Origin of the sequence: uncultured Flavobacterium sp., assembly GCF_963975515.1 — a bacterium.
In the GTDB taxonomy this organism is placed as follows: Bacteria; Bacteroidota; Bacteroidia; order Flavobacteriales; family Flavobacteriaceae; genus Flavobacterium.
This window is the reverse complement of record NZ_CAXBGY010000005.1, coordinates 112452-134524: the sequence shown is the minus strand read 5'-3', so window position 1 is coordinate 134524 and position 22073 is coordinate 112452. Positions and strand designations below refer to the sequence as shown.

The 22073-nt window shown below is 28.6% G+C and carries 22 protein-coding genes; 8 read left to right on the top strand and 14 right to left on the bottom strand.

The window, feature by feature from the left end:
- Positions 1 to 5: 5 nt before the first annotated feature.
- Positions 6 to 1796, top strand: coding sequence for a long-chain fatty acid--CoA ligase (locus AAC008_RS07900; protein ID WP_339888589.1), 1791 nt, complete (start codon positions 6 to 8; stop codon positions 1794 to 1796).
- Between the two features lie 840 nt (positions 1797 to 2636).
- The gene (locus AAC008_RS07895) at positions 2637 to 4019 is read left to right on the top strand and encodes a response regulator (RefSeq protein ID WP_339888588.1); all 1383 of its coding nucleotides are present in this window, start codon (positions 2637 to 2639) and stop codon (positions 4017 to 4019) included.
- A 115-nt stretch (positions 4020 to 4134) separates the two neighbouring features.
- On the opposite strand, the gene AAC008_RS07890 is transcribed toward AAC008_RS07895, so the two are convergent.
- From AAC008_RS07890 to AAC008_RS07880, 3 genes are all read right to left on the bottom strand, one after another.
- Positions 4135 to 6141 (bottom strand): ATP-binding protein, encoded by a 2007-nt coding sequence (locus AAC008_RS07890; RefSeq protein ID WP_339888587.1) that lies wholly within the window; start codon positions 6139 to 6141, stop codon positions 4135 to 4137.
- Between the two features lie 96 nt (positions 6142 to 6237).
- Entirely contained in the window at positions 6238 to 6444 is a 207-nt protein-coding gene (locus AAC008_RS07885; protein ID WP_339888586.1) for a hypothetical protein, read from the bottom strand.
- Positions 6445 to 6712: 268 nt separating this feature from the next.
- Positions 6713 to 7441 carry a response regulator transcription factor gene (locus AAC008_RS07880; RefSeq protein ID WP_339888585.1) on the bottom strand — a complete coding sequence of 243 codons (729 nt, stop codon included), beginning with the start codon at positions 7439 to 7441 and terminating at the stop codon, positions 6713 to 6715.
- Positions 7442 to 7486: 45 nt separating this feature from the next.
- Here AAC008_RS07880 and AAC008_RS07875 point away from each other — a divergent pair, with 45 nt between their 5' ends.
- The 5 genes from AAC008_RS07875 to AAC008_RS07855 are packed head-to-tail and all read left to right on the top strand — an operon-like array spanning position 7487 to position 10536.
- Positions 7487 to 8158: a response regulator gene (locus AAC008_RS07875; RefSeq protein WP_339888584.1), complete on the top strand. Its 672-nt coding sequence runs from the start codon at positions 7487 to 7489 to the stop codon at positions 8156 to 8158.
- Positions 8159 to 8164: 6 nt separating this feature from the next.
- Complete coding sequence (locus tag AAC008_RS07870; protein WP_339888582.1) at positions 8165 to 9082, top strand: phospholipase A; 918 nt, start codon at positions 8165 to 8167, stop codon at positions 9080 to 9082.
- A 42-nt stretch (positions 9083 to 9124) separates the two neighbouring features.
- Complete coding sequence (locus tag AAC008_RS07865; protein ID WP_339888581.1) at positions 9125 to 9487, top strand: hypothetical protein; 363 nt, start codon at positions 9125 to 9127, stop codon at positions 9485 to 9487.
- An 11-nt stretch (positions 9488 to 9498) separates the two neighbouring features.
- Complete coding sequence (locus tag AAC008_RS07860) at positions 9499 to 10029, top strand: hypothetical protein (RefSeq protein WP_339888580.1); 531 nt, start codon at positions 9499 to 9501, stop codon at positions 10027 to 10029.
- A gap of 48 nt (positions 10030 to 10077) precedes the next feature.
- Positions 10078 to 10536, top strand: a complete 459-nt coding sequence (locus tag AAC008_RS07855; protein WP_339888577.1) for an RNA methyltransferase — start codon at positions 10078 to 10080, stop codon at positions 10534 to 10536.
- Positions 10537 to 10570: 34 nt separating this feature from the next.
- Here the strand turns inward: AAC008_RS07855 and AAC008_RS07850 are convergent, their stop codons facing one another.
- The 3 genes from AAC008_RS07850 to trxA are packed head-to-tail and all read right to left on the bottom strand — an operon-like array spanning position 10571 to position 11529.
- A complete protein-coding gene (locus AAC008_RS07850) occupies positions 10571 to 10786 on the bottom strand; it encodes a DUF2892 domain-containing protein (RefSeq protein WP_339888575.1) in 216 nt (71 codons plus the stop codon).
- Positions 10787 to 10805: 19 nt separating this feature from the next.
- Positions 10806 to 11192: a rhodanese-like domain-containing protein gene (locus tag AAC008_RS07845; protein WP_339888573.1), complete on the bottom strand. Its 387-nt coding sequence runs from the start codon at positions 11190 to 11192 to the stop codon at positions 10806 to 10808.
- A gap of 34 nt (positions 11193 to 11226) precedes the next feature.
- Positions 11227 to 11529, bottom strand: a complete 303-nt coding sequence (gene trxA / locus AAC008_RS07840) for a thioredoxin (protein ID WP_339888571.1) — start codon at positions 11527 to 11529, stop codon at positions 11227 to 11229.
- A gap of 135 nt (positions 11530 to 11664) precedes the next feature.
- Here trxA and hemN point away from each other — a divergent pair, with 135 nt between their 5' ends.
- Positions 11665 to 13029 carry an oxygen-independent coproporphyrinogen III oxidase gene (gene hemN / locus AAC008_RS07835; RefSeq protein WP_339888569.1) on the top strand — a complete coding sequence of 455 codons (1365 nt, stop codon included), beginning with the start codon at positions 11665 to 11667 and terminating at the stop codon, positions 13027 to 13029.
- Positions 13030 to 13123: 94 nt separating this feature from the next.
- On the opposite strand, the gene AAC008_RS07830 is transcribed toward hemN, so the two are convergent.
- The 8 genes from AAC008_RS07830 to AAC008_RS07795 all read right to left on the bottom strand — a co-directional run bounded on the left by AAC008_RS07830 (position 13124) and on the right by AAC008_RS07795 (position 22015).
- A complete protein-coding gene (locus AAC008_RS07830) occupies positions 13124 to 13825 on the bottom strand; it encodes a sulfite exporter TauE/SafE family protein (RefSeq protein WP_339888567.1) in 702 nt (233 codons plus the stop codon).
- Between the two features lie 103 nt (positions 13826 to 13928).
- Entirely contained in the window at positions 13929 to 14375 is a 447-nt protein-coding gene (locus AAC008_RS07825; RefSeq protein WP_339888565.1) for a FixH family protein, read from the bottom strand.
- A 12-nt stretch (positions 14376 to 14387) separates the two neighbouring features.
- Complete coding sequence (ccoG, locus tag AAC008_RS07820; protein WP_339888563.1) at positions 14388 to 15803, bottom strand: cytochrome c oxidase accessory protein CcoG; 1416 nt, start codon at positions 15801 to 15803, stop codon at positions 14388 to 14390.
- A 77-nt stretch (positions 15804 to 15880) separates the two neighbouring features.
- Entirely contained in the window at positions 15881 to 16825 is a 945-nt protein-coding gene (locus tag AAC008_RS07815) for a cbb3-type cytochrome c oxidase N-terminal domain-containing protein (protein ID WP_339888561.1), read from the bottom strand.
- An 86-nt stretch (positions 16826 to 16911) separates the two neighbouring features.
- Complete coding sequence (locus tag AAC008_RS07810; protein WP_339888559.1) at positions 16912 to 17085, bottom strand: CcoQ/FixQ family Cbb3-type cytochrome c oxidase assembly chaperone; 174 nt, start codon at positions 17083 to 17085, stop codon at positions 16912 to 16914.
- Positions 17086 to 17101: 16 nt separating this feature from the next.
- Entirely contained in the window at positions 17102 to 19285 is a 2184-nt protein-coding gene (gene ccoN / locus AAC008_RS07805) for a cytochrome-c oxidase, cbb3-type subunit I (RefSeq protein WP_339888557.1), read from the bottom strand.
- A 2-nt stretch (positions 19286 to 19287) separates the two neighbouring features.
- A complete protein-coding gene (ccoS, locus tag AAC008_RS07800; protein ID WP_339888555.1) occupies positions 19288 to 19479 on the bottom strand; it encodes a cbb3-type cytochrome oxidase assembly protein CcoS in 192 nt (63 codons plus the stop codon).
- A 157-nt stretch (positions 19480 to 19636) separates the two neighbouring features.
- Entirely contained in the window at positions 19637 to 22015 is a 2379-nt protein-coding gene (locus AAC008_RS07795) for a heavy metal translocating P-type ATPase metal-binding domain-containing protein (protein WP_339888553.1), read from the bottom strand.
- Positions 22016 to 22073 lie beyond the last annotated feature (58 nt).

Sequence of the window (22073 nt, the reverse complement as noted above, 5' to 3'; positions counted from 1 at the left end):
GCAAAATGATACTAGAAAAACCAGATAACCTTGTTGAGCTTTTTGAGTCATCAATAGAAAAATTTGCCAACAATAGACTTTTTGGAACCAAGAACTCACAATCTGAAACATTTGATTGGGTAACCTATAAAGAAGTTGGTGTACGCGTTACTAATTTTAGAAGTGGCTTGGCTCAACTTAACTTACAAAAAGGAGATGCTGTGGGTATAATTTCTGGCAACAGCGTAGAATGGGCTGTCGCTGCTTTTGCATCTTATGGCTTAGGTGCCCGATTTGTACCCATGTATGAAAGTGAAAATTATAGTACTTGGGAATATATCATCAAAGACGCTAGCATTAAGTTTTTACTTGTTTCTACCTCTGCAATCTATGAGCAAATCAAACATTTAAAAGATAAGATTTCAACTTTAGAGCATATTTACATAATAGATTGTTCTGATGATATGAGCATGAGATACTTAGAATCTACAGGTCAAAATAACATTGCACCTGCTATGATTCCTGCCTTCAGTGACATTGCTTCATTAATATATACATCGGGAACCACTTCAGAACCTAAGGGAGTATTGCTTACGCATGGAAATTTTACTTCAAATGCTAGAGCTGGTTACAGACGTTATAGCAAGCAACTTAATCAAACTTCTGTAAGTTTATCTATTCTGCCATGGGCACACAGTTACGGTCAAACAGCGGAACTTTACAATTGGCTTTTCTTTGGAGGTTCAATTGGTTTTATGAACAGCATGGAAACACTTGCAGACGATTTTGTAAAAGTAAGACCAACATTTTTAATTGCTGTACCTCGTGTATTTAATAAAATTTATGCAGGTATTCATCAAAAAATGGAAGACGTGGGTGGTTTTAAGTTGAAGCTCTTCAAAAGCACTTTAAAAGCAGCACGTGAATATCGTTTAAAAGATGGTCGTGTTAGTATTGGCACAAAAATCATATATTGGATTGGGTCTAAACTCGTGTTTTCTAAAATAAAAGAACGCTTTGGTGGTAAATTATTAGGAAGTATTACGGGTAGTGCCCAAATGAATGAAGAAGTATCTAGTTTCTTTGCCGACATTGGCATTTTTGTTTATAATTGCTACGGTTTAAGCGAAACATCTCCAGCAATAACAATGAATAGTCCGGAATTAATTAGACCAGGTAGTGTTGGTAGCGCACTTGAATTTATTAAAATACGCATTGACAAAACAAAAGTTGATGACCTAAGTGAAGATGGTGAAATACAAGTAATGGGTCCAAATTTAATGGTTGGATACCATAACAAACCAAAAGAAACTAAGGAAGTATTTACAGAAGATGGTTGGTTGAGAACCGGAGACCGAGGAAAGTTAGATACCGATGGTTTTTTATATATAACAGGACGTTTAAAAGAACAGTTTAAGTTAGAAAACGGTAAATATGTATTTCCTTCGGCTATTGAAGAAGATATTGTTTTATTACCCTATATAGAAACAGCAATGATTTATGGCGACGGAAGGCCTTATAACATTTGTATTATTGTGCCTGATCAAACCATTTTGCGTAAAACAGCTGAACTTCTTAATATGAAAACAGAGGTTGATAAATTAATTCATTCTCCTTCTGTACAGGAATTTGTGGGTCTTGAAATTAGAAAAAGCTTAAAAGAGAAGTATGGTGGATATGAAATACCTAAGAAATTTATTTTCTCTAATGAATCTTTTACTGTTGAGAACGGATTTTTAACTCAAACTTTAAAACTTAAAAGACGTTTAGTAATTGAAAGATTTAAAGATCAGATAGAGGCTTTGTATAATGAGTAAGAATTAATATTTCATGAGAAAGTAACATTTTTTAGTTGGTGTTTTATTTATGAAGTACATCTCAAATTATTGATTTAAAAACTACTTTGCTACTGCTATGTTGTAAATATTAGGTGTGATTTGTCTTACTATTGGCGACAACATCAAATTTTATAGACATCATTAAATGGAATAAAAAAAGAGAAAGTACGTTTATAAAGAAGTAAATTTCAATTAAAAAATATTACTATTTATAAGAAAAAATGAAACAAATCTTAACTGCATTATCTTTTTTTACACTTTTAGTGAGTTGCAAAGAAGATAATAAAACTACAGAATAAATAACGAAGACGGAATCCATGAAAGTAACAATATTGAAAAATGCTTTAGACGTGAAAAAAAGTGCAAACAATCAAAATAAATCAAATATAAAATCTACTTATTTAGAAAGTATCCTACATTTTTAGTATTTTTAAAATTTAAATAAAGGAATAAAGATTATTTTTAATGGATACCAATAAGCCCAATACCCTTACAAGTAATAAAAGCATCTATAAATTTAGAAAATTTAATAATTCGGGTTATAATTTTTTTACTTTACAGTTTTTACTAGTAACAGTCTTTCTTTTTTATACAGGGTTAACTTATGTGGCCTGGGGAAGCATTCCAGTAGTGTTATTGTTTTTTTATTCTTCTACTTCGAAAAAATTTAGTTTTACAAAAAAAACGTTCGTAGCCAATTTAGTTTTAATAATCTATTTTACTTTTGCGTACTTATTTTATGGTAAGTTTTTCAATTTTATCATATTATTATACATAATTCCAATTGTTTTGTCAATAATAACTAGGCAGCACAAGCTAATGTTATATTCTAGTTTATTCATTACAATAAGTGTTTCTATAATAATCTATTTTGATTATTTTGGATTTGATTATGGCTATACAATCAATTATAATAAAGACATTTATAATCAGTTTTTTTATTTTACAGTTGTAATGTTACTTATTTATTTGATCGTTTTACTTACCGTTAGTTCAAACTTAGTTAATGCTATCATTGGAGATTTAAAAACTAAAAATATTGAATTAGAAGAATCTCGAATTGAATTGAGGAAGTTACAAATCAATAAAGAATCGTTTTTTGCCATAATGAGTCATGAAATTAGAACTCCTTTAAATGCTATAAAAGGTATTTCAGACATTTTAAAAAGCAACAATCAGAGTCAAGAAAACCAACACCTTTTAGAACTGATGGATTATTCTTCTAATCATTTATTAGCGTTAGTAAATAACATTTTAGATTTTACTAAATTAAATGACGGTGCTTTTACATTACAATATTCAGAATTCAACTTAAATAATGCTCTAACGTCTTTATTTAAAATGAATGAAAGGTTAGCCTTAGAAAAAGGATTAAAAATTGAATACCAAACAGCCGAGAACATTCCAAATTTTGTTTATGGTGACAAAAACAGAATTAATCAAATCATTTTAAATTTATTGAACAATGCCATAGAATACACCAAAAAAGGAACTGTAAAAATGCATGTAGACGGTCATCATAATAGTACTAATTTAAATGAGTTTCTACTTCAAATAACCATTTCTGATACAGGTAGAGGAATAGAAAAAGAATTGGGTGAAAGGCTTTTTCATAAATACGCTACCTCAAACAAATCGGGTAACAGTGTTGGACTTGGCTTAACAATCTCAAAAGGATTAGTTGATTTAATGAAGGGAACTATCTCGTTTGAATCAAAACCCAATCAAGGAACAACTTTTTACATTAACATCCCTTTACCAATTGTACAATACAATGCAACTAATTTAGACGAAGTAGAAATTAACTTCCAAGACACATTTATAAAAATACTTTTGGTAGATGACAATAAAATTAATTTGTTGATTTTAGAAAAACAATTAAAAAACAAACTAAAAAACAGCCAAATTTCAGTTGCTTATGACGGATTAGAAGCATTAAATTTAATAAGAGAAAACCAATACGACATAATACTAATGGATATAGTAATGCCAGTAATGGACGGAATTACAGCAACGAAAGAAGTAAGAAAGCTAACTGACGAAAATAAAAAAAACACTCCAATTATTGCTCTAACCGCTAATGTTGGTGAAAAAGAAATATTTAAATGTTTAAACGCTGGCATGAATAATTTTGTAACAAAACCTTTTGAGATTAATGCTCTATTAAAAACAATACAAGATTCTATAAAACACCTCAAATAAGCTTCATAAATTTAATATTAATTGGAGCTAAATTTCTTCAATTTAGAAGTAATTAAAAAATAGATAATTTAGAAATGAAAAATATAAATTATTATACTATCATTAAATTAAAAGGTTATTTATTTTTTAGCTCTTTTTTCTTTGTCGTGATATTTGTCCTTGGTATTTCAATAAAAACTTTAGTACCTTCTCCTTGACTACTTTTTATTTCAATTTTTCCTTTAATGGTATTTATACGCTGCTTAATATTTTTCATACCAATTCCATCAGTAGTTTTTAAAATATCAAATCCAACTCCATCATCAACAACAGAAATAGTAAGTAAATCTTCAATAATTACTAGTTTAATGATACAATTTTCGGCTTTCGCATATTTATTAACATTAGAACAAAGTTCTTGAAGTATTCTATAAATATTAATTTTAACTACAGAACTATACTTATCCCATTTTATTTTAGGTTCAATAGTACAAGAATAAATCGTTGGAGAAATATCATCTATGGCTTCAACCATATTATTTAATAAATATCTATAATCTATAAGATCAAAATCTGTTTCATGACTTAAATCATGTGATAAATCTCTTATTTCTCGTTCAATTTTTTGAAGTTCTGTTATGTATACCAATCGTTTTTCTTTCATAGCTTCATCATCAGAGCTATTTAAAAACCCAAGATTTAATCTAACACTATAAATATCATTCATAACACCATCATGCAATTCTTTTGCGATTCTGTTTTGAACATTTTCTTTGGTTTTAACTAATTGAATTTGGTAATCTTTAACTAATTCATACAATTCATTATCGGCTGCTTTTCTTAATTCTAAAAATTCAATCTCTCTTTTTTGCTCTTTTCTATGTCTAATTCCTAGAATGATTAAAAAGACAATGATTAACATAAGTCCCGCTAATAAAAGATAAAAATTACGCTTATTCAATAGTTCGTTTGCATTTTCTAACTTATTTGTTTCATATTCAATTCGGGCAAATTTATTACTACTTGCTCTTTGCTGTTTAATAATACTATCACTAACCCTAATGTATTCGTTTTTGTAATAAGCGCTATTTGATAAATCTACCTTTGATAAAAAATCTAATGATTTAAGAATTTCTTTACCACTATTAAAACGCTTAGATAAAACTAAAGCCTCATCAAAATATTTTTTAGCTTTTAAAGAGTCTTCTTTAATTAGACGAAACTCACCATAATAAAGAATCTTATAAAGATAACCCTTATCATTTTTATCATTTTTATTTAAGAAAAGAGCTTCTTTAAATAATTTTTCTGATTCATCAAAATTTCCATTCTTCATTTTAGAATAAGCTAAATTACCAAGGACTAGATTATATAGATTTGGCCATTTTTCTTTTAATTCTGTTGATTTAACTTTTTCTAATTCATAAATTGATTTTTTATATTCACCTTTTTTATCATAAATATTACATAAGTTGATCACATTTAGTACATAATAATCATAGATTGATTCAATATTGTTTTTATTGCCTTCTCTTAACTCATAATAAGATTGCTCAGCTAAACGAAAATAAGTCAGTGCTTTATCATATTCTTCTAATTCATTATGAATTGATCCTTGTAGTGAATAACAAGAATATTTTAATTTGTAATTTGTAGAATTATTTAGGTTTTGTAGTGCTTTAATGACTTCTATTTCACTTTCTGCATAATTACCTTCATAAAAAAGTAAATAGGATTTATTAAAATGAACTTTGGCTAACCTTTCTTTATTACCTAATAATCTGAAAATTTTCTCTGACTCTTTATAATAATAATAAGCACTATCTTTTTTTGTAAATTCATAACAATCTCCCATGTAGTATAATGCTCTACCCATTCCAATTGAATCTGATAGTTCTTGGGAAATATTATACGCTTTTTTGCTTAGGTTAAAAGACATTCTATTATCTTTCAAATAATAGTACTCTGATGATATTTTAAAAGCAATTTTTTTAGTAATTGAATCATTTGGCATATCATCAATTTTTTTTGAAATTGAATCTAAAAAAAATACTTTGTCTTCCGTAGAAAACAAAGTATATTTATCTGAATCTAAAAATGCAATTAGATTATTTTTTTGCTCTTTTTTTGAACATGAAGTCAAAAAAGCGAACACTATTAAAATAAAAAGGAATACAATATTTTGCCTCAATTTTTGTTTTTATCAAATATATAAAATCTAATTGAAACTATAAATAAATTAGTCTTTATCTTTTTTGATATATGGTTCTCCTTCAGAAGTTCCAGTTGTATCTCCAATAGAATCTCCTTCTCTTGCGAATGAAGAATCGTCAATATTTTGGCTTACTTTTAAGTTTTGAATTGGCTCAATAGATTCTGTTTCAGCAGTACAAGAAACGATAAATAATCCAGATGCAATTACTGCTAATGTTAAAAATTTTTTCATAATAGGTAAATTTAGGGTTGTTTTTGTTTTGTATTCAAAACTTACTTTCTGAAACATTCATATTATATAAAAGCAGGGAAACTTTTATAGTAGTAATTAAAGAACTCCCTTTCCTTAACTACCAATTTTGAATCAAATTTTAGTTGTTTTGAACAGTCCAAAAATATAAAACCCAGCTTAAAGCAAAGAAGAAATCAAGTGGTAGTTAGTAAGTCGCAGTGTAGTTTAAGTAAGTGACGTACTATTTAATGTAACTGACAAAATCAAATTAGCCAATTCTTCTGATAATTGTTTCAATATTGTCTTTATAGGTTCTCGAAAAAGGAAGTTTATATTCGTTATTAAACAAATAACAATCAGATTTACTGGTATTTATTCTACTTACGTAATTAATATTAACCACATAACTGTTGTGTATTCTAAAGAAATAAAACGGCAATTGACTTTGGAAAAACTTTAAAGTTTTAAATCCAGAAATTACTTTTCCGTTTTTCAAATAGAAATCTGTTGTGTTGTTATCAGCCATTAAATAAACAATATCTTCAAAAGGGATAAAATAATAATCGCTATTGGTTTTAATGCATAAATTTTCTTGAATTATTTTTTTTGAAAATATTGAATATTTCATAAAAGCCTTTCTAATCTCAAATATGGTTAATGGCAATAAGATATAATCCATTACTCCATATTTAATAGCCTTATAAGCATTTTTATCTTCCTCATTTATAGCGATAAAATAAGGCAAATCTTCAATGTATCTTTGAAGTTCTAATATAAAATGAAGAGGTATTTCATCTGTAAAATGAAAAAAGATGAGTTGCGGTTTTTTTTCAATTATAGCATTAAGTGAGCTTTCATAATCACTGAAAACACCTATACAAACAAAATCAACAAATTGCTGAAAATCATTCATATGACTTTCAACTGATTTTGTAGAATCAATTATAATATAGGAATTAAGCACTATTTGATTAATTTTATGCAAAATTAACATCATTTAGCGTTTATTCATTACGGTTTATTCGCGAAATACTTACGGTTTATGTCAAAACTTATAAATATACTAGTCGTAGATGATCATCCAATGACAACAGATGCTTATATTAACTTAATTAGATTATCTAGTCAAGATTTACAATTTAATTTTGAAACTGCTTCAGATTGCGAAACAGCTTTTAAACATATTGAAATGCACGCTAAGATTGGAAAGACAATCGATATAGCTATTATTGACATTGGTTTGCCTCCGTATAAAGACGAAAAAATAACATCTGGAGCCGACATAGCAAAATTGGTTAGAGAAAAATTTGAATTTTGTAAAGTAATTATTCTAACTATGCATCATGAAGCTTTACTGCTTAATGATATTTTTAAATCAATTAATCCAGAAGGGTTTCTCTCTAAAAATGATATTGATTTTGTAACTTTTCCTAAAATATTTTCTTCAATTTTAAAGCATAATCGTTATATCAGTAAAACAATTTATGAAGCATTAGTTGCTTTATTTAAGCAAAATATAAGTTGGGATGAATACGATAGTCAAATAATGTTACTATTAGAAAAAGGAATTAAAACAAAAGAATTACCAAAATACATTGAGTTATCATTGAGTTCAATTGAAAAAAGAAAAGCCAATATAAAACTTCAGCTTTTAGATAAAAGAGGCACTGATAATGAACTAATTGAAGTAGCAAAAAACCTAAATTTAATATAGAATTTAATGACAAGTAAAAAACAAAAAACAATACAAAAGATTTTAAAAATTTATTTTTTTCTACTATTCTTTTTATATAATTCTCAAAATTTATTTTCTCAAAGTGTTTTGGATAATTTAATTATAAAAAAAACGCTTTCTCAAGACTGGGAATTAGATAGCATTGACAAAAAAGGAACTTTTAAATTAGTTTCTTATCGACCGATTTATATAACTGCAGGAAGATTAACAAGTAATCCAAACACAAAGCCATTTAGTGAAAATCCTGATTATTCAGCTACTGAAATTGATGAATATAACAAACTTGAAGCTAAATTTCAGATAAGTTTTAAAACAAAAATTATACAATCTGCCTTTTTTGGCTTAGGAGATATCTGGGTAGCTTATACTCAAAAAGCACATTGGCAAGTGTATAATAAAAAATTCTCAAGAGCTTTTAGAGAACTAAATTATGAACCCGAAATAATTTTTAATTTTCCATTAAAAACTAAACTATTTACTGGAAATATTAGAAATGTTGGTTTTTCTCTAAATCATCAATCTAATGGAAAGGACTTTCCAATCTCAAGGAGTTGGAATAGAATTATTTTTAATATTGGCTATGAAAGTGATGATTGGATTGTAAATTTCAAACCATGGATTCGATTAAAAGATGAGGATGATGAAAATCCAGAAATAACTAAATACATTGGTGATTCTGAGGTTTATGTAGGCTATCATTATTTAAAACATGAATTTTATGCTATTGCAACGCATCCATTAACATCCTTAAAAAGAGGTGGAATTCAATTAAATTATGTTTTTCCTATCAAAGGACATATTAGAGGTCATGCTCAATTTTTTAATGGATTTGGTGAAACATTGTTGGATTATAATCACAAACAAACTACTTTAGGAATTGGAATTTCTTTTGCTAATTGGTAATTTAAATAGATTTTCTTACTTTTAAATTTAATATGTATAAAAATGAAAAGCATTATATTAACTATTCTAATTGTCCTTTTTACAAATTTAATATTCTCGCAAACCGTTTCAATAGATAGTTTACAGCATTACGAAGGAAAAAAAGTTACGATATGTGCCAAAGTACAAGGAATTTTTATATCCAATAAAACCAAGAAAACTACGTTTATTAATTTTGGAAAGCCTTATCCAAAGGAAAAATTTGTAGTTGTAATATTCGAAAAAGATTTAATTAATTTTAGTTATGATATTCCAACGCATTTAAAAAACAAAACAGTTTGTATAACTGGAATTGTTAAAATGTATAAAGGGAAACCCGAAATTGTTGCCACAAAAGAAGAGCAAATAGAAATTATTGATAAATAAATTAAACCCTAATGTCTACAACAAATTCAGAAAAAAACAATGAGAATTCAACCACAACCAATGTTGTTAATGGTAAGAATAAGAAACTAATTTATATAATCTTATTTGGTTTAGTTTTAGTTATATTCACTTTAGGTTTAATGAATTATCAATCAAAAAAAATAATTGATATTGAAAAAACCAATAAAGAAATTCAAAAAGAGAATTATTTAAAAGAAATTGAAGCTCAAAAGCAAAAGTTAGATGAGCAATCTAAAATTTTAACCAAAAAAGGACAAGCAGAAAAAGACCGATTTGATAAATCGAGGAAACAAGCTGATGAAGATACTTATAAAGAAATTTTAAGTGCAATTTCAAATAGTTACAAAGCATTAGAAGATGCAAAAGAAGATTTAGAAAAAGCGAAAGGATATAGAATTTTTCGTTCAGCTAAAAAAAAGGAAGAACAAATTAATGATGCTGAATATGAAATTGAAATTTGGCAACGTAAAATTGAACTTTTAAAGTTAGAAAAAAGAGAAGTAGAAATTCGTTTGAATTAAATTAAGTAAAATAGTGATGTTTTATTTTTGACATTGTATTTTTGCCTTATGAATGATAATTTCACAAATGAGTTCTTCGGAATTGGAATACAAAACGGAAAAACTCCAGAAAACCTTGGTGTTTTGTGGCGTTCTGCACAGAATTTAGGAGCAAGTTTTATTTTTACCATAGGAAATAGATATGCCAAACAAGCAAGTGACACACACAATGCTGTTAAATCAATGCCTTATTTTCACTACGAAAATTTTGAAGACTTCTTTAAAAATTTACCTAAAGGTGCACGTTTAGTTGGTGTAGAATTAGATGAAAAAGCAGAAGATTTGGAAACTTTTCATCATCCAAGACGTTGTGTCTATCTTTTAGGTGCAGAAGATAATGGTTTAACAAAAGTGGCTATGGAAAAGTGTCATTCTTTAATCAAATTCAAATCAGAGAAAAGCTTAAATGTTTCCGTTGCAGGAAGTATTGTACTTTATGATAGAGGAATTAATAAACCTAGGTCATAAAAAAAAACCGAAACTTTCATTTCGGTTTTTTTATCTATTTTTTCTTTGGTTTTACTTTGCAAGTACTAAATCCAAACAGAGTATATAACGGACAAAATTGTAATGAAGAAGTAGCAACCATTATAACGCCAACTGCTAAAGCAATCCACATTAAAGTTCCTTCTACCACATTACCCATAACTAAAATTAATGCAATGATTCCTATCATAATTCTAAAAAATCTATCGCCATTTCCTATATTTTTTTTCATAATAACACTTTGTTTTTAATTAGTTTTCTATTGGTTTATTAGCAGCATTCCAGTCGATAATTCCACCATCTAAATCATAGACTTGTTTAAATCCGTTTTCTTTTAAGATTCCTGCGGCTTTTGCACTTCTACCACCAGATCTGCAATATACCATAACTGGTTTTTCTTTGTCTAATGTAGCAATTTTTGTGATAAAATCAGCTGAATTAACATCAATATTTACGGCTTTTTGAATATGCCCTTCTGCAAATTCTTCAGAAGTCCTAACATCTACAATTTGACTTGTTGATTCTTTCATTTGTTCTTCAAATTTATTCGAATCAACTAATGTAACTCCTTCTTGTTGTTTTACACAAGAACAAGCAACTACTAATAAAACACTTAAGCTTAAAAATATATTTTTCATATCTAAATTTTTTTATAAAAATAAGAAAAAAATATTAACTTTTATGTTGATTAATAATTTCTATCAATTGATTTTTACTTAAAATACCAGATTGTCTCCAAAGCATCTTTCCTTTTTTGAATAACAAAAATGTTGGTACGCCCTTAACCATAAACTCTGAAGCCAAATCTTGATGTTGATCCACATTTATTTTTATTATTTTAACATCATCTTTTACAGCTGTTTTTGTTTCTTGCAAAATGGGTGACATCATCTTACACGGTCCACACCAATCAGCATAAAAGTCAACTAATACCAATTGATTTTGGTTTATTATTTCATTAAATTTTGCGTTCATTTTCTATATTATTTAAGAACAAATTTACAAATTAAAGCAGGTAAATTATGTAATATATGTTACAAACAGCAAATATGATAATTATCATTTTTAATTTTATAAAGCTACACTACATTTGATTAAATTAAAAAAGTTATGTCGCAAACACTCGTGCAAAAATATAATGTTCCTGGTCCAAGGTATACTAGTTATCCAACGGTACCTTATTGGGAAGAAGATTTGTTTACTGTTTCTGATTGGAAGAATTCATTTAAAAAATCATTTGATGAATCTAATACAGAAGAGGGAATAAGTTTATATATTCATTTACCTTTTTGCGAAAGTTTGTGTACTTTTTGTGGTTGCAATAAGCGAATTACAAAACGTCATGAAGTAGAACATCCATATATAGATGCTGTTTTAAAAGAATGGAAATTATATTGTGATTTATTACCTGATAAACCAATTATTAAAGAAATTCATTTAGGTGGTGGAACGCCAACGTTTTTTTCTCCCGAAAATTTAGAGCGCTTGATGAATGGTATTTTTGAAAAAGCAGAAAAAGCACCTCAACATGAATTTAGTTTTGAAGGTCATCCCAACAATACTTCTAGAGAACATCTTCAATCTTTATATGATTTAGGATTTAGAAGAGTTAGTTTTGGTGTTCAAGATTATTCCGAAAAAGTACAAAAAGCAATACATAGAATTCAGCCTTTTCATAATGTTGCAAAAGTTACGCTTTGGGCTAAAGAAATTGGATATACATCTATTGGACATGATTTAATTTTTGGTTTACCTTTTCAGACTTTAGAGGATGTTTTGGATACGATTGATAAGACTAAATCATTACAACCTGATAGATTAGCTTTTTATAGTTACGCTCACGTGCCTTGGATTAAAGGAAATGGACAACGTGGATTTAAAGATGAAGATTTACCAAAAGATGACGAAAAACGTGAATTATATGAAAAAGGTAAGATTCAGTTAGCTAAAAATAATTATATCGAAATTGGAATGGATCATTTTTCTTTGAAAGAAGATAGCATGACAAAATCGTTTGAAGAAGGCAAATTACATAGAAATTTTATGGGTTATACTTCATCAAAAACACAATTAATGATTGGTTTAGGAGTTTCATCTATTAGTGATAGTTGGTATGCTTTTGCTCAAAATGAAAAAACTTTAGAAGATTATTATGCTCGTTTAGAAAAAAATGAATTACCTGTTTTTAGAGGTCATTTATTAACGGATGAAGATTTAATAATCAGAAAACATATCTTAAATTTAATGTGTCAGTTTACAACATCTTGGGAGATGGATACAATGAAATTTAAAGAAATCAATGATGTAATAAAGAATCTTCAGGAAATGAAAGGAGATGGTTTATTAACTATTGAAGGAAATTCAATTAAAGTTACCGAAAAAGGAAAACCTTATGTACGTAATATTTGCATGGCTTTTGATTTAAGATTGATTCGAAAAGCGCCACAAACACAGTTGTTTTCAATGACGATATAGATTTTTGGATTTTCAGATATTGGATTTTCAGATAGCTTGGTTTACGTAAATTTTTTGTCCGAAAATCTATAGTCTGAAAATCTGAATATCCAAACTAATGGCAATTCGCTTCTGGTTGCACAAACAAGCTCATATTACTTGGAGAAATGTATGGAATATCTAAACCTAAACCTCTAACGATAAATAACATTCCGATTAAAATAGTTAAAATCGGAATTGCTTTTTGGATAGAGTTTCTGGTTTTTGGAGTGATGAAATTAGCTATATAAACTACAGCACTCATCAATGGAATTGTACCTAATCCGAAAAGAAACATATATAAGGTTCCAATAGGTAAACTTTGCATGGCTATTGCTCCAAATAAAGCTACGTAAACCATTCCGCAAGGCAAATAACCGTTAAGTAACCCTATTGTAAAAAGAGACTTATAACTCTTATTTTTAAATTGTTTTCCTAAACTTGATTTTACATTTGAAATGATTTTATAAATAGGTCTTGAAAAATTGTAACGAGCAAAAACTTTTTCTGGAACAATTGCTACTATAATCATTAACAAACCAACGACAATTGATAATTGTTGTTGTAATCCTGCAATTGATAATCCTTTCCCTAATAAACCAAACAACAATCCTAAACTAGAATAAGCTGTTAATCTACCTATGTGATAGGTTAAGATTTGTGTTGCTTTTTTGGCTGGATTATTTCTATCAACAGGTAACATCATAGCAATTGGACCACACATTCCTATGCAGTGAAAACTACTAATTAAACCTAATATGATAGCTGAATAAATCATTTTATAAAATTAAAAAGTGTGTTTTAGATAATGGATTAAAATAAATACTAATAACCAATAAACTAATTAAGAATCACCATTTCTCTAAAAGCACACTTTTTTTTTAATAATATATTGTTTCTTTATTTAAATAACTTGACTCATTATAAGTCCAGTCTATAGAAATGTCCCAAAGACCGCCAACCAAATCACTATTAGGTATGAGCAAATTTGTTGAAGATAATGAAATTGGAATTTCAAAATCTAACTTTTGGCTAGACGGTCTATATAAGGACACTTTTCCTTTTATGTTTTTATAATCAAAATCTGAAGGGAACTCTATTGTAATTCCTTCAACTGATTTTTTAACAACAACTTTATGTTCTAATTTGTTAGCACTTTGTTGTTTTTCTATACTTCCTTGAACTTGTAATTCTTTTTTATAATAATCTTCTGTAACCAATTCATTATCATATTTAGAATCTGATTGTACTTTAAAAACGAAATACAATATGAATGTCATAAATAATCCAAAAGCTATTACGATTGCTGTTCCCCAATTAATTTTCATAACATTATTTTTTTAATCAAAACTTCTTGGTCCTAAAAAGTTAGTCTTTGTAGTTTCAATAAGTTCGTTTTTGTTATATATTTCGATTTTAACTCTAGTTTTATCACCATCTAGAAAAGCAGGATTTATTTCGATGAATAATGTTCCTTGCGCTAACCCTTCTTTTTTAATTTTTACGTTAGGATTTCCAACCAATTTAATAGTTCCTTTTGGGCTTGCTAATTTAAAATGAATACTATCAAAATCTTTAACTGTTTTATTTACAATTTTATAAGTAAAAATATTACTGATATTTTCACCTTTATGTTCAAATAATTGTCCAGGTAATCTTAAAACTGTTGCTTCAACATCATTTCGTAAAAATAAAAGCCCAATTAACATTCCAATTAAAATAGTTAGCACAGTAATGTAACCTTTCATACGAGTCGTTACCTTGAATTTTTCTTTGTTAACGATTTCGTCTTCACTGGCATAACGGATTAGTCCTTTTGGTAATCCTACTTTTTCCATTATGGTGTCACATTCGTCAATACATGCAGTACAGTTTACGCATTCAAGCTGAGTTCCATTTCTAATATCAATACCAGTTGGACAAACCACAACACATTGATTACAATCTATACAGTCACCTTTACCTGTTTCAGCTCTATTTTCTCTTTTATCCCATTTTGCTCTACCAGTTTCACCTTCTCCTCTTACATGATCATAAGTAACATTGATAGATTTGTTGTCTAAAAGAACACCTTGCATTCTTCCATAAGGACAAGCTATAATACAGACTTGCTCTCTAAACCAAGCAAAAACAAAATAAAATATACTTGTAAAAATTAATAAAGTAATTAATGTACTTAAATTTTTAATTGGTCCTTCGGTTATGTATTGAAAAAGTTTATCACTACCTATTAAATAGGCTAAAAACACATTAGCAATTATAAATGATATTATAAAAAAGATAATCCATTTTGACACCCTTTTTCTAATTTTAACAGCATCCCATTTTTGTTTATCTAAACGCATTTGTGAACCTCTATCACCATCTATCCAATATTCTATTCTTCTAAAAACCATTTCTAGAAAAATAGTTTGCGGACAAAACCAACCACAAAAAATTCTACCAAAAGCTACAGTAAATAGTGTTAAACCAACAACTCCAATAATCATTGACATAACAAACAAATGAAAATCTTGTGGCCAAAAAGGAAATCCAAAAATGGAGAACTTACGTTCTACTACATTAAACAATAAAAATTGATTTCCATTTATTTTAATAAAAGGAGCTGATAATAAAAAAGCTAATAGTATATAACTTAGATATTTTCTTCTATCAAAGAATTTTCCAGAAGGTTTCTTAGGAAAAATAAAATTTCTTTTACCTTCTGCATCAATTGTTCCGATGGAATCTCTAAAACTTTCGTCTGGTAATGACATATTTTTTTGTTTTAAATACTTTGTTCTAAAACGAATTAAAAAAGGTTTTAAGCAACAAACTTAAAACCTTTTATTTTTTATTTTGTTGCTGTAGAATCTACAACTGTTTCAACTTTTGCAGTGTCAGTTGCTGTTGCACCTTCTGCTTTATATAGAACAGCTTCTGGTTCTGTTGGTTTTGGTTCTTTTGGATTAGAGCTTTGTAATGAAAGTATATAACTTGCTACTTTCTGCATTTCGGTTGGTTTTAATTGATCTTTCCAAGAAATCATTCCTTTTCCTGATCTACCCCCTTCAACAAGCGTATTAAATACATTTTTAATACCACCTCCTAAAATCCAATATTCATCTGTTAAGTTTGGACCAATTGCTCCTCCAGCATCAGCTCTGTGACAAGCTACACAGTTAGAAGTATACAATGCTTTACCTTCTGCTAATGAAGTTGCATCAGTTAATAAAGTAACACTTTCCTTATCCATCATGTCTGGAGCCGTTTTTAAATATTCTTTAATATCTAAATCCGCTTGAGCCATTTCTGCTTCAAACTCTTCTGCTTGACTGTAGTCTCCATATATTTCAAAACGGACAAAATAAACAACTGCAAATATAACACAACCATAGAATAAATATACCCACCATGGAGGCAGCACATTATCTAGTTCTTTAATACCATCATAATCATGTTCTAACATTATGTCTTCTTCTTGATCAATTGATGTAGTACGAGTCATTTTTGACACAATTCCTTGATAGAATTTTCCTTCTGTAAAAGGTAATGCTTGTGCTTCTTTTAATTGTTGTTTTTGCTCTTCCGTTAATAATTGGTAGGTTACATTGTCAACAGCGCTTACTACTATTTCTATAGCAATTAATAAGAATAGAAATACACCTAGAAATAATGAAACCATTGGATATTCAACAAATGCAGGCTTATCTCCTGAATCAATAAAGTATTCCATTGCTGCAAAAACAATTGCAAAAAGAACTGGAACTCTTACATATGCTGGAATTATTTTTTTCATTTTTAACTTGTTTTAATTTTAGCTTTGCTTTTAGTTTGAAAAAAAAGTTCCTCTTTCTCTTTCAATAAAGAAAGAGGAAACTTTAATTATTGTTCGTCTTTAAATGGTAATTCACTTAATTCTTTGATTTTGTCTTTGCTATAAGTCATTGCCCAAACAAAGAAAGATACAAATACAATAAAGAAAAGAACCAATGATATTATAGGATAAATATCTACTCCATTAATAGTTTCAAGATTGTGTTTAATAAATTTTAACATAACTATGAGTTTTTAATTATTCTGTTTTCTTTACTTTAATATCTGTTCCTAATCGTTGTAGGTAAGATATAAGTGCTACAATTTCTCTATCTTTCATTGGAACAAATTCTTCACCTCTAGCAGCAGCAGATTTTTTACTTGCTTCATAAGATTTTACAAAATCAGGATCACCACTCAAGTTTTTCTCAATTAGAGCAGATTGAGCATCCATATTTTTTCTTGCATTTGCTATTTCTTCATCTGTATATGGAACTCCTAAAGTTACCATAACTTTCATTTTTTTCTCAATATGTTCATGATCCATTGCTTTATTAGCATACATCCATTTGTAACCTGGCATAATAGAACCAGCAGATGTACTTTGTGGATCCCACATGTGATTAAAATGCCAATTATCATTATACTTCTGTCCTATTCTATGTAAATCCGGACCAGTTCTTTTAGAACCCCATAAGAATGGGTGGTCGTATACATATTCTCCCGATTTAGAGTATTCACCATAACGTTTTACTTCTGAACGGAATGGACGTATCATTTGCGAGTGACAGTTGTTACAACCTTCACGTATATATAAATCTCTACCTTCTAATTCTAGAGGTGTATAAGGTTTTACACTTGAAATAGTTGGAATGTTAGATTTTACAACCAACATTGGAACAATTTGAACTATTCCACCAATAGCAACAGCTACAGTTGTTAATATTGTAAATTGAACCGGTCTTCTTTCTAACCAAGAGTGCCAAGTTTCCCCTTTTAATTGCTTGTTTGAAATTTTAGTTAATGCTGGTGCTTCAGCTAATTCATCTTCTACAGGTGAACCAGATCTAACGGTTCTTACAATATTATAAACTAATACTAAAATACCAATAAAATATAATGTTCCACCAACAGCTCTCATAGCGTACATTGGCATAATTTCGGTTACTGTTTCAAGGAAATTTCCGTAAACTAATGAACCATCAGGATTAAATTGTTTCCACATTGAAGCTTGAGTAAACCCAGCTACATACATTGGTAAAGTATATAAAACAATACCTAAAGTACCAATCCAAAAATGGAAATTTGCTAATCCTGTTGAAAATAATTTTGTTTTAGTCATTCTTGGTATTAACCAATAAATCATACCAAAAGCCATAAATCCATTCCAAGCTAATGTACCAACATGAACGTGTGCTACAATCCAATCTGTATAATGAGCAATAGCATTTACATTTTTAAGAGACAACATTGGTCCTTCAAAAGTAGCCATACCATAACCTGTAATTGCAACTACATAGAATTTTAAAACAGGATCTGTTCGTACTTTATCCCAAGCACCTCTTAAGGTTAACAATCCATTAATCATACCACCCCAAGATGGAGCAATTAACATAATTGAAAATACAACTCCTAAGTTTTGAGCCCAATCTGGTAATGAAGAATATAATAAGTGGTGTGGTCCAGCCCATATATATATAAAGATTAAAGACCAAAAGTGAATGATTGATAATCTATATGAATATACAGGACGATTAGCTGCTTTTGGCACAAAATAATACATCAATCCTAGGATTGGGGTAGTTAAAAAGAAAGCCACTGCATTATGACCGTACCACCATTGTACTAAAGCATCTTGAACTCCTGCATAAACTGAATATGATTTGAATGCAGAAACAGGGATTTCAATACTATTAAATATGTGAAGTAAAGCAACTGCAATAAACGTAGCTAAATAGAACCAAATAGCAACATAAATATGTCTTTCTCTCCTTTTTATTATTGTTCCAATCATGTTTACACCAAAAGCTACCCAGATAAGTGCAATAGCAATATCAAACGGCCATTCTAATTCGGCATATTCTTTTGACGTTGTAAAACCTAAAGGTAGCGTGATTGCTGCTCCAAGAATGATTAATTGCCAACCCCAAAAGTTTAATTGACTTAAGAAATTGCTATACATTCTAGTTTTTAATAGTCTTTGCAAAGAATAATAAACTCCTGCAAAAACAGAATTTCCTACAAAGGCAAAAATAACAGCATTAGTGTGCAATGGTCTTAATCTTCCATAACTTAACCACGAAATTCCGTCGGTCATATTTGGAAATAAATACATGAAGGCTACTATAAGACCTACCAACATTCCTATAACTCCAAAAGCAATTGAAGCATAAAGGAAGTTTCTCACAATTTTGTTGTCGTAATAAAATTGTTCTTTCTCCATAATTAATTCAGTTTTTGTTTATCTGTTTTTGTTATTTTGTTTGTACTCTTTACTAATTCATCGTCAAATAACATTCTGACCGATGGTGTATAGTCATCATCATACTGACCACTTTTAACTGCTTTTATAAAAGCAATTAAGAAAACTACTGCAACCACGATACTTACTGTGATTAAAATATAAATTACACTCATACCATAAGTTTAAGTAGCAAATTTACCACTGATTACACTCATAAAATATGACAAATGTCATACTTTAAAATTTTGTTAAAATTATTCTATTTTCAATTGATGAAGTTAATAATAATTCACCAAAAACCAACAAAATATAGTTAAATAATAAAAGCTTTTAATACTTTTTCTTTGCATAATAATTACTCATTAGAGTTACAAAACTCACCACAGTAATAGAACTCAAAGGCATTATTATTGCAGCTACTAAAGGTGATAAGTTTCCAGTAATTGCAAAAGACAATCCAACAATATTATACAGCAAAGACAATCCAAAACTCATGTAAATAGTTCGCATTGAATTTTTGGAATAATTTAAGAAATAACCAATTTTAGAAAATTGAGAAGCATCTATAATTCCGTCACAGGCTGGAGAAAAGACATTTACATTTTCTGAAATAGAAATTCCAACATTACTTTGTGCTAATGCTCCTGCATCGTTTAAACCGTCACCAATCATCATTACATTCTTACCTTCTTTTTGCAATTGTTCTATATATTCTAGTTTTTGCTCTGGTTTTTGATTGAATATTAATTCCGTTTTATTGGGCAATAAAGATTGAAGATTTTCTGTTTCTCCTTCATTATCTCCTGAAAGAATTATTAATTCATACTTAGTCTTTAACCTTTCAAACAACTCTTCTACTCCATTTCTATATTGATTGTCAAAAACAAAATATCCTTTGTAAACATCGTTGATTTTTAGGTGAACTTTCGTTTGTTTTGCGATCTCTTCAATTTGGTTTTCTACTAAAGAAGATGAACCAATTATTACTTTCGAATCATCTGCCTTAGCAATAATTCCTTTTCCAGTAATTTCTTCAAATTCTTGGATTTCAATTTTAGCAGAATTGGGTAAAAATTCATAAATCTTTCTACTTAAAGGATGATTTGAACCTCTAATTACACTTTTAATTAAAGCTTTTTCGTCACTAGATAAATCATTTCCTTCAAACTCTATAGTTGATTTTTTATTAGATGTTATGGTCCCTGTTTTATCGAAAACTATTGTATCAACTTTGGCTAGTTGTTCAATTACAGTTGCATTTTTGAGATATAATTTTTGTTTTCCCATAATTCGCAATACGTTTCCTAATGTAAAAGGAGCTGTCAAAGCCATTGCGCAAGGACAAGCAACAATCAATATCGCTGTTACCACATTAAAAGCCGTTGAAACATCTATAAATAACCAAAAAACAAATGAAACTAAAGCTAGTAACAATAATATTGGTGTAAAATATTGGCTAACTTTGTCTGTGATCGTTTTATGTTTTTGTTCTATTTTTTTCTGAAAAACATCATTACTCCACAATTGCGTTAAGTAACTTTGAGAAACGGAAAATAAAACTTCCATTTCGATGACACTTCCTATCATTCTTCCACCAGCAAATAATTTATCTCCTGATTTTTTTTCGATTGGAATGGCTTCTCCTGTTACAAAACTATAATCAATTGAAGCTTTTTCGGAAATTAAAATTCCGTCAACTGGAATTAATTCTTGATTTCTAATTAACAATCTATCTCCTTTTTCTATATCATAAACTTGAACAGGAATTTCTGTTCCATCTGAATTTAATTTTGTAATTGCAATTGGAAAATAAGACTTATAATCACGTTCAAACGAAAGAAAGCTGTATGTTTTTTGTTGAAATAACTTCCCTAATAACATAAAGAAAATCAAACCCGTTAAGCTATCAAAAAAACCTTGTCCATAATCAAAAAGAATATCAACTGTACTTCTAACAAACATTACCAAAATTCCTAAAGCAATAGGAATATCAATGTTTAGCATTTTAGATTTAATACTTTTATAAGCCGAAATATAGTAATCTGATGCTGAATATAAAAATGATGGTAAAGCCAATGCAAAAATCAACCATCTAAAAAATCCTCTGTATTGATTTATCCAAAATTCATCAACTTCAAAATACTCCGGAAATGATAACAACATAATATTTCCAAAACAGAAAAAAGCAACTCCAACCTTGTAAATTAGACTTCTATCAATAACTTTTTTACCTTCATCAAAATTATCTAAACTTATATATGGTTCATAACCAATTGAACCTAATAGATAAACTATATCTTTAAGTGAAGTTTTTGTAGGATTGAATGTAACCCTAACTTTCTTTTCTGGGAAGTTTACTTGCGAAGTATTTATTCCGCTTTGAAGTTTTTGTAAATTTTCCAAAATCCAAATGCACGAACTACAGTGTATATGAGGAATGTAAAGTGAAACAATAGAAGTTGTATCTTCTTGAAACTCCAACAGTTTTGCGATAATTTTTTCATCATCTAAAAAATCATATTTTCCTTTAATCTCCTGTGGTGTTGCACCAGGTGCATTTTCAAAATCATAATAACAAGATAAATCATTCTGACTAAAAATTTCGTAGACGGTCTTACAACCATTACAACAAAAACTCTTATCGTCAAAAATAACTTCTTCTTTTTTTATGATATCATTACCACAATGGAAACAGTTATTTGTGTCCATAATTTGCTCATTTTACCTGTTGCAAAGGTTATAATTGTTGATAAAATAAAATATGATA

Coding starts and splice junctions, on each gene's coding strand:
- ccoS (WP_339888555.1), bottom strand. CDS start 19,479: ATGAGTGTAATTTATATTTTAATCACAGTAAGTATCGTGGTTGCAGTA.
- AAC008_RS07870 (WP_339888582.1), top strand. CDS start 8,165: ATGACAAGTAAAAAACAAAAAACAATACAAAAGATTTTAAAAATTTAT.
- AAC008_RS07810 (WP_339888559.1), bottom strand. CDS start 17,085: ATGTTAAAATTTATTAAACACAATCTTGAAACTATTAATGGAGTAGAT.
- AAC008_RS07815 (WP_339888561.1), bottom strand. CDS start 16,825: ATGAAAAAAATAATTCCAGCATATGTAAGAGTTCCAGTTCTTTTTGCA.
- AAC008_RS07855 (WP_339888577.1), top strand. CDS start 10,078: ATGAATGATAATTTCACAAATGAGTTCTTCGGAATTGGAATACAAAAC.
- ccoN (WP_339888557.1), bottom strand. CDS start 19,285: ATGGAGAAAGAACAATTTTATTACGACAACAAAATTGTGAGAAACTTC.
- ccoG (WP_339888563.1), bottom strand. CDS start 15,803: ATGTCATTACCAGACGAAAGTTTTAGAGATTCCATCGGAACAATTGAT.
- AAC008_RS07895 (WP_339888588.1), top strand. CDS start 2,637: ATGTTATATTCTAGTTTATTCATTACAATAAGTGTTTCTATAATAATC.
- AAC008_RS07865 (WP_339888581.1), top strand. CDS start 9,125: ATGAAAAGCATTATATTAACTATTCTAATTGTCCTTTTTACAAATTTA.
- hemN (WP_339888569.1), top strand. CDS start 11,665: ATGTCGCAAACACTCGTGCAAAAATATAATGTTCCTGGTCCAAGGTAT.
- AAC008_RS07825 (WP_339888565.1), bottom strand. CDS start 14,375: ATGAAAATTAATTGGGGAACAGCAATCGTAATAGCTTTTGGATTATTT.
- AAC008_RS07850 (WP_339888575.1), bottom strand. CDS start 10,786: ATGAAAAAAAATATAGGAAATGGCGATAGATTTTTTAGAATTATGATA.
- AAC008_RS07830 (WP_339888567.1), bottom strand. CDS start 13,825: ATGATTTATTCAGCTATCATATTAGGTTTAATTAGTAGTTTTCACTGC.
- AAC008_RS07860 (WP_339888580.1), top strand. CDS start 9,499: ATGTCTACAACAAATTCAGAAAAAAACAATGAGAATTCAACCACAACC.
- AAC008_RS07845 (WP_339888573.1), bottom strand. CDS start 11,192: ATGAAAAATATATTTTTAAGCTTAAGTGTTTTATTAGTAGTTGCTTGT.
- AAC008_RS07900 (WP_339888589.1), top strand. CDS start 6: ATGATACTAGAAAAACCAGATAACCTTGTTGAGCTTTTTGAGTCATCA.
- AAC008_RS07795 (WP_339888553.1), bottom strand. CDS start 22,015: ATGGACACAAATAACTGTTTCCATTGTGGTAATGATATCATAAAAAAA.
- AAC008_RS07880 (WP_339888585.1), bottom strand. CDS start 7,441: ATGATGTTAATTTTGCATAAAATTAATCAAATAGTGCTTAATTCCTAT.
- AAC008_RS07885 (WP_339888586.1), bottom strand. CDS start 6,444: ATGAAAAAATTTTTAACATTAGCAGTAATTGCATCTGGATTATTTATC.
- trxA (WP_339888571.1), bottom strand. CDS start 11,529: ATGAACGCAAAATTTAATGAAATAATAAACCAAAATCAATTGGTATTA.
- AAC008_RS07875 (WP_339888584.1), top strand. CDS start 7,487: ATGTCAAAACTTATAAATATACTAGTCGTAGATGATCATCCAATGACA.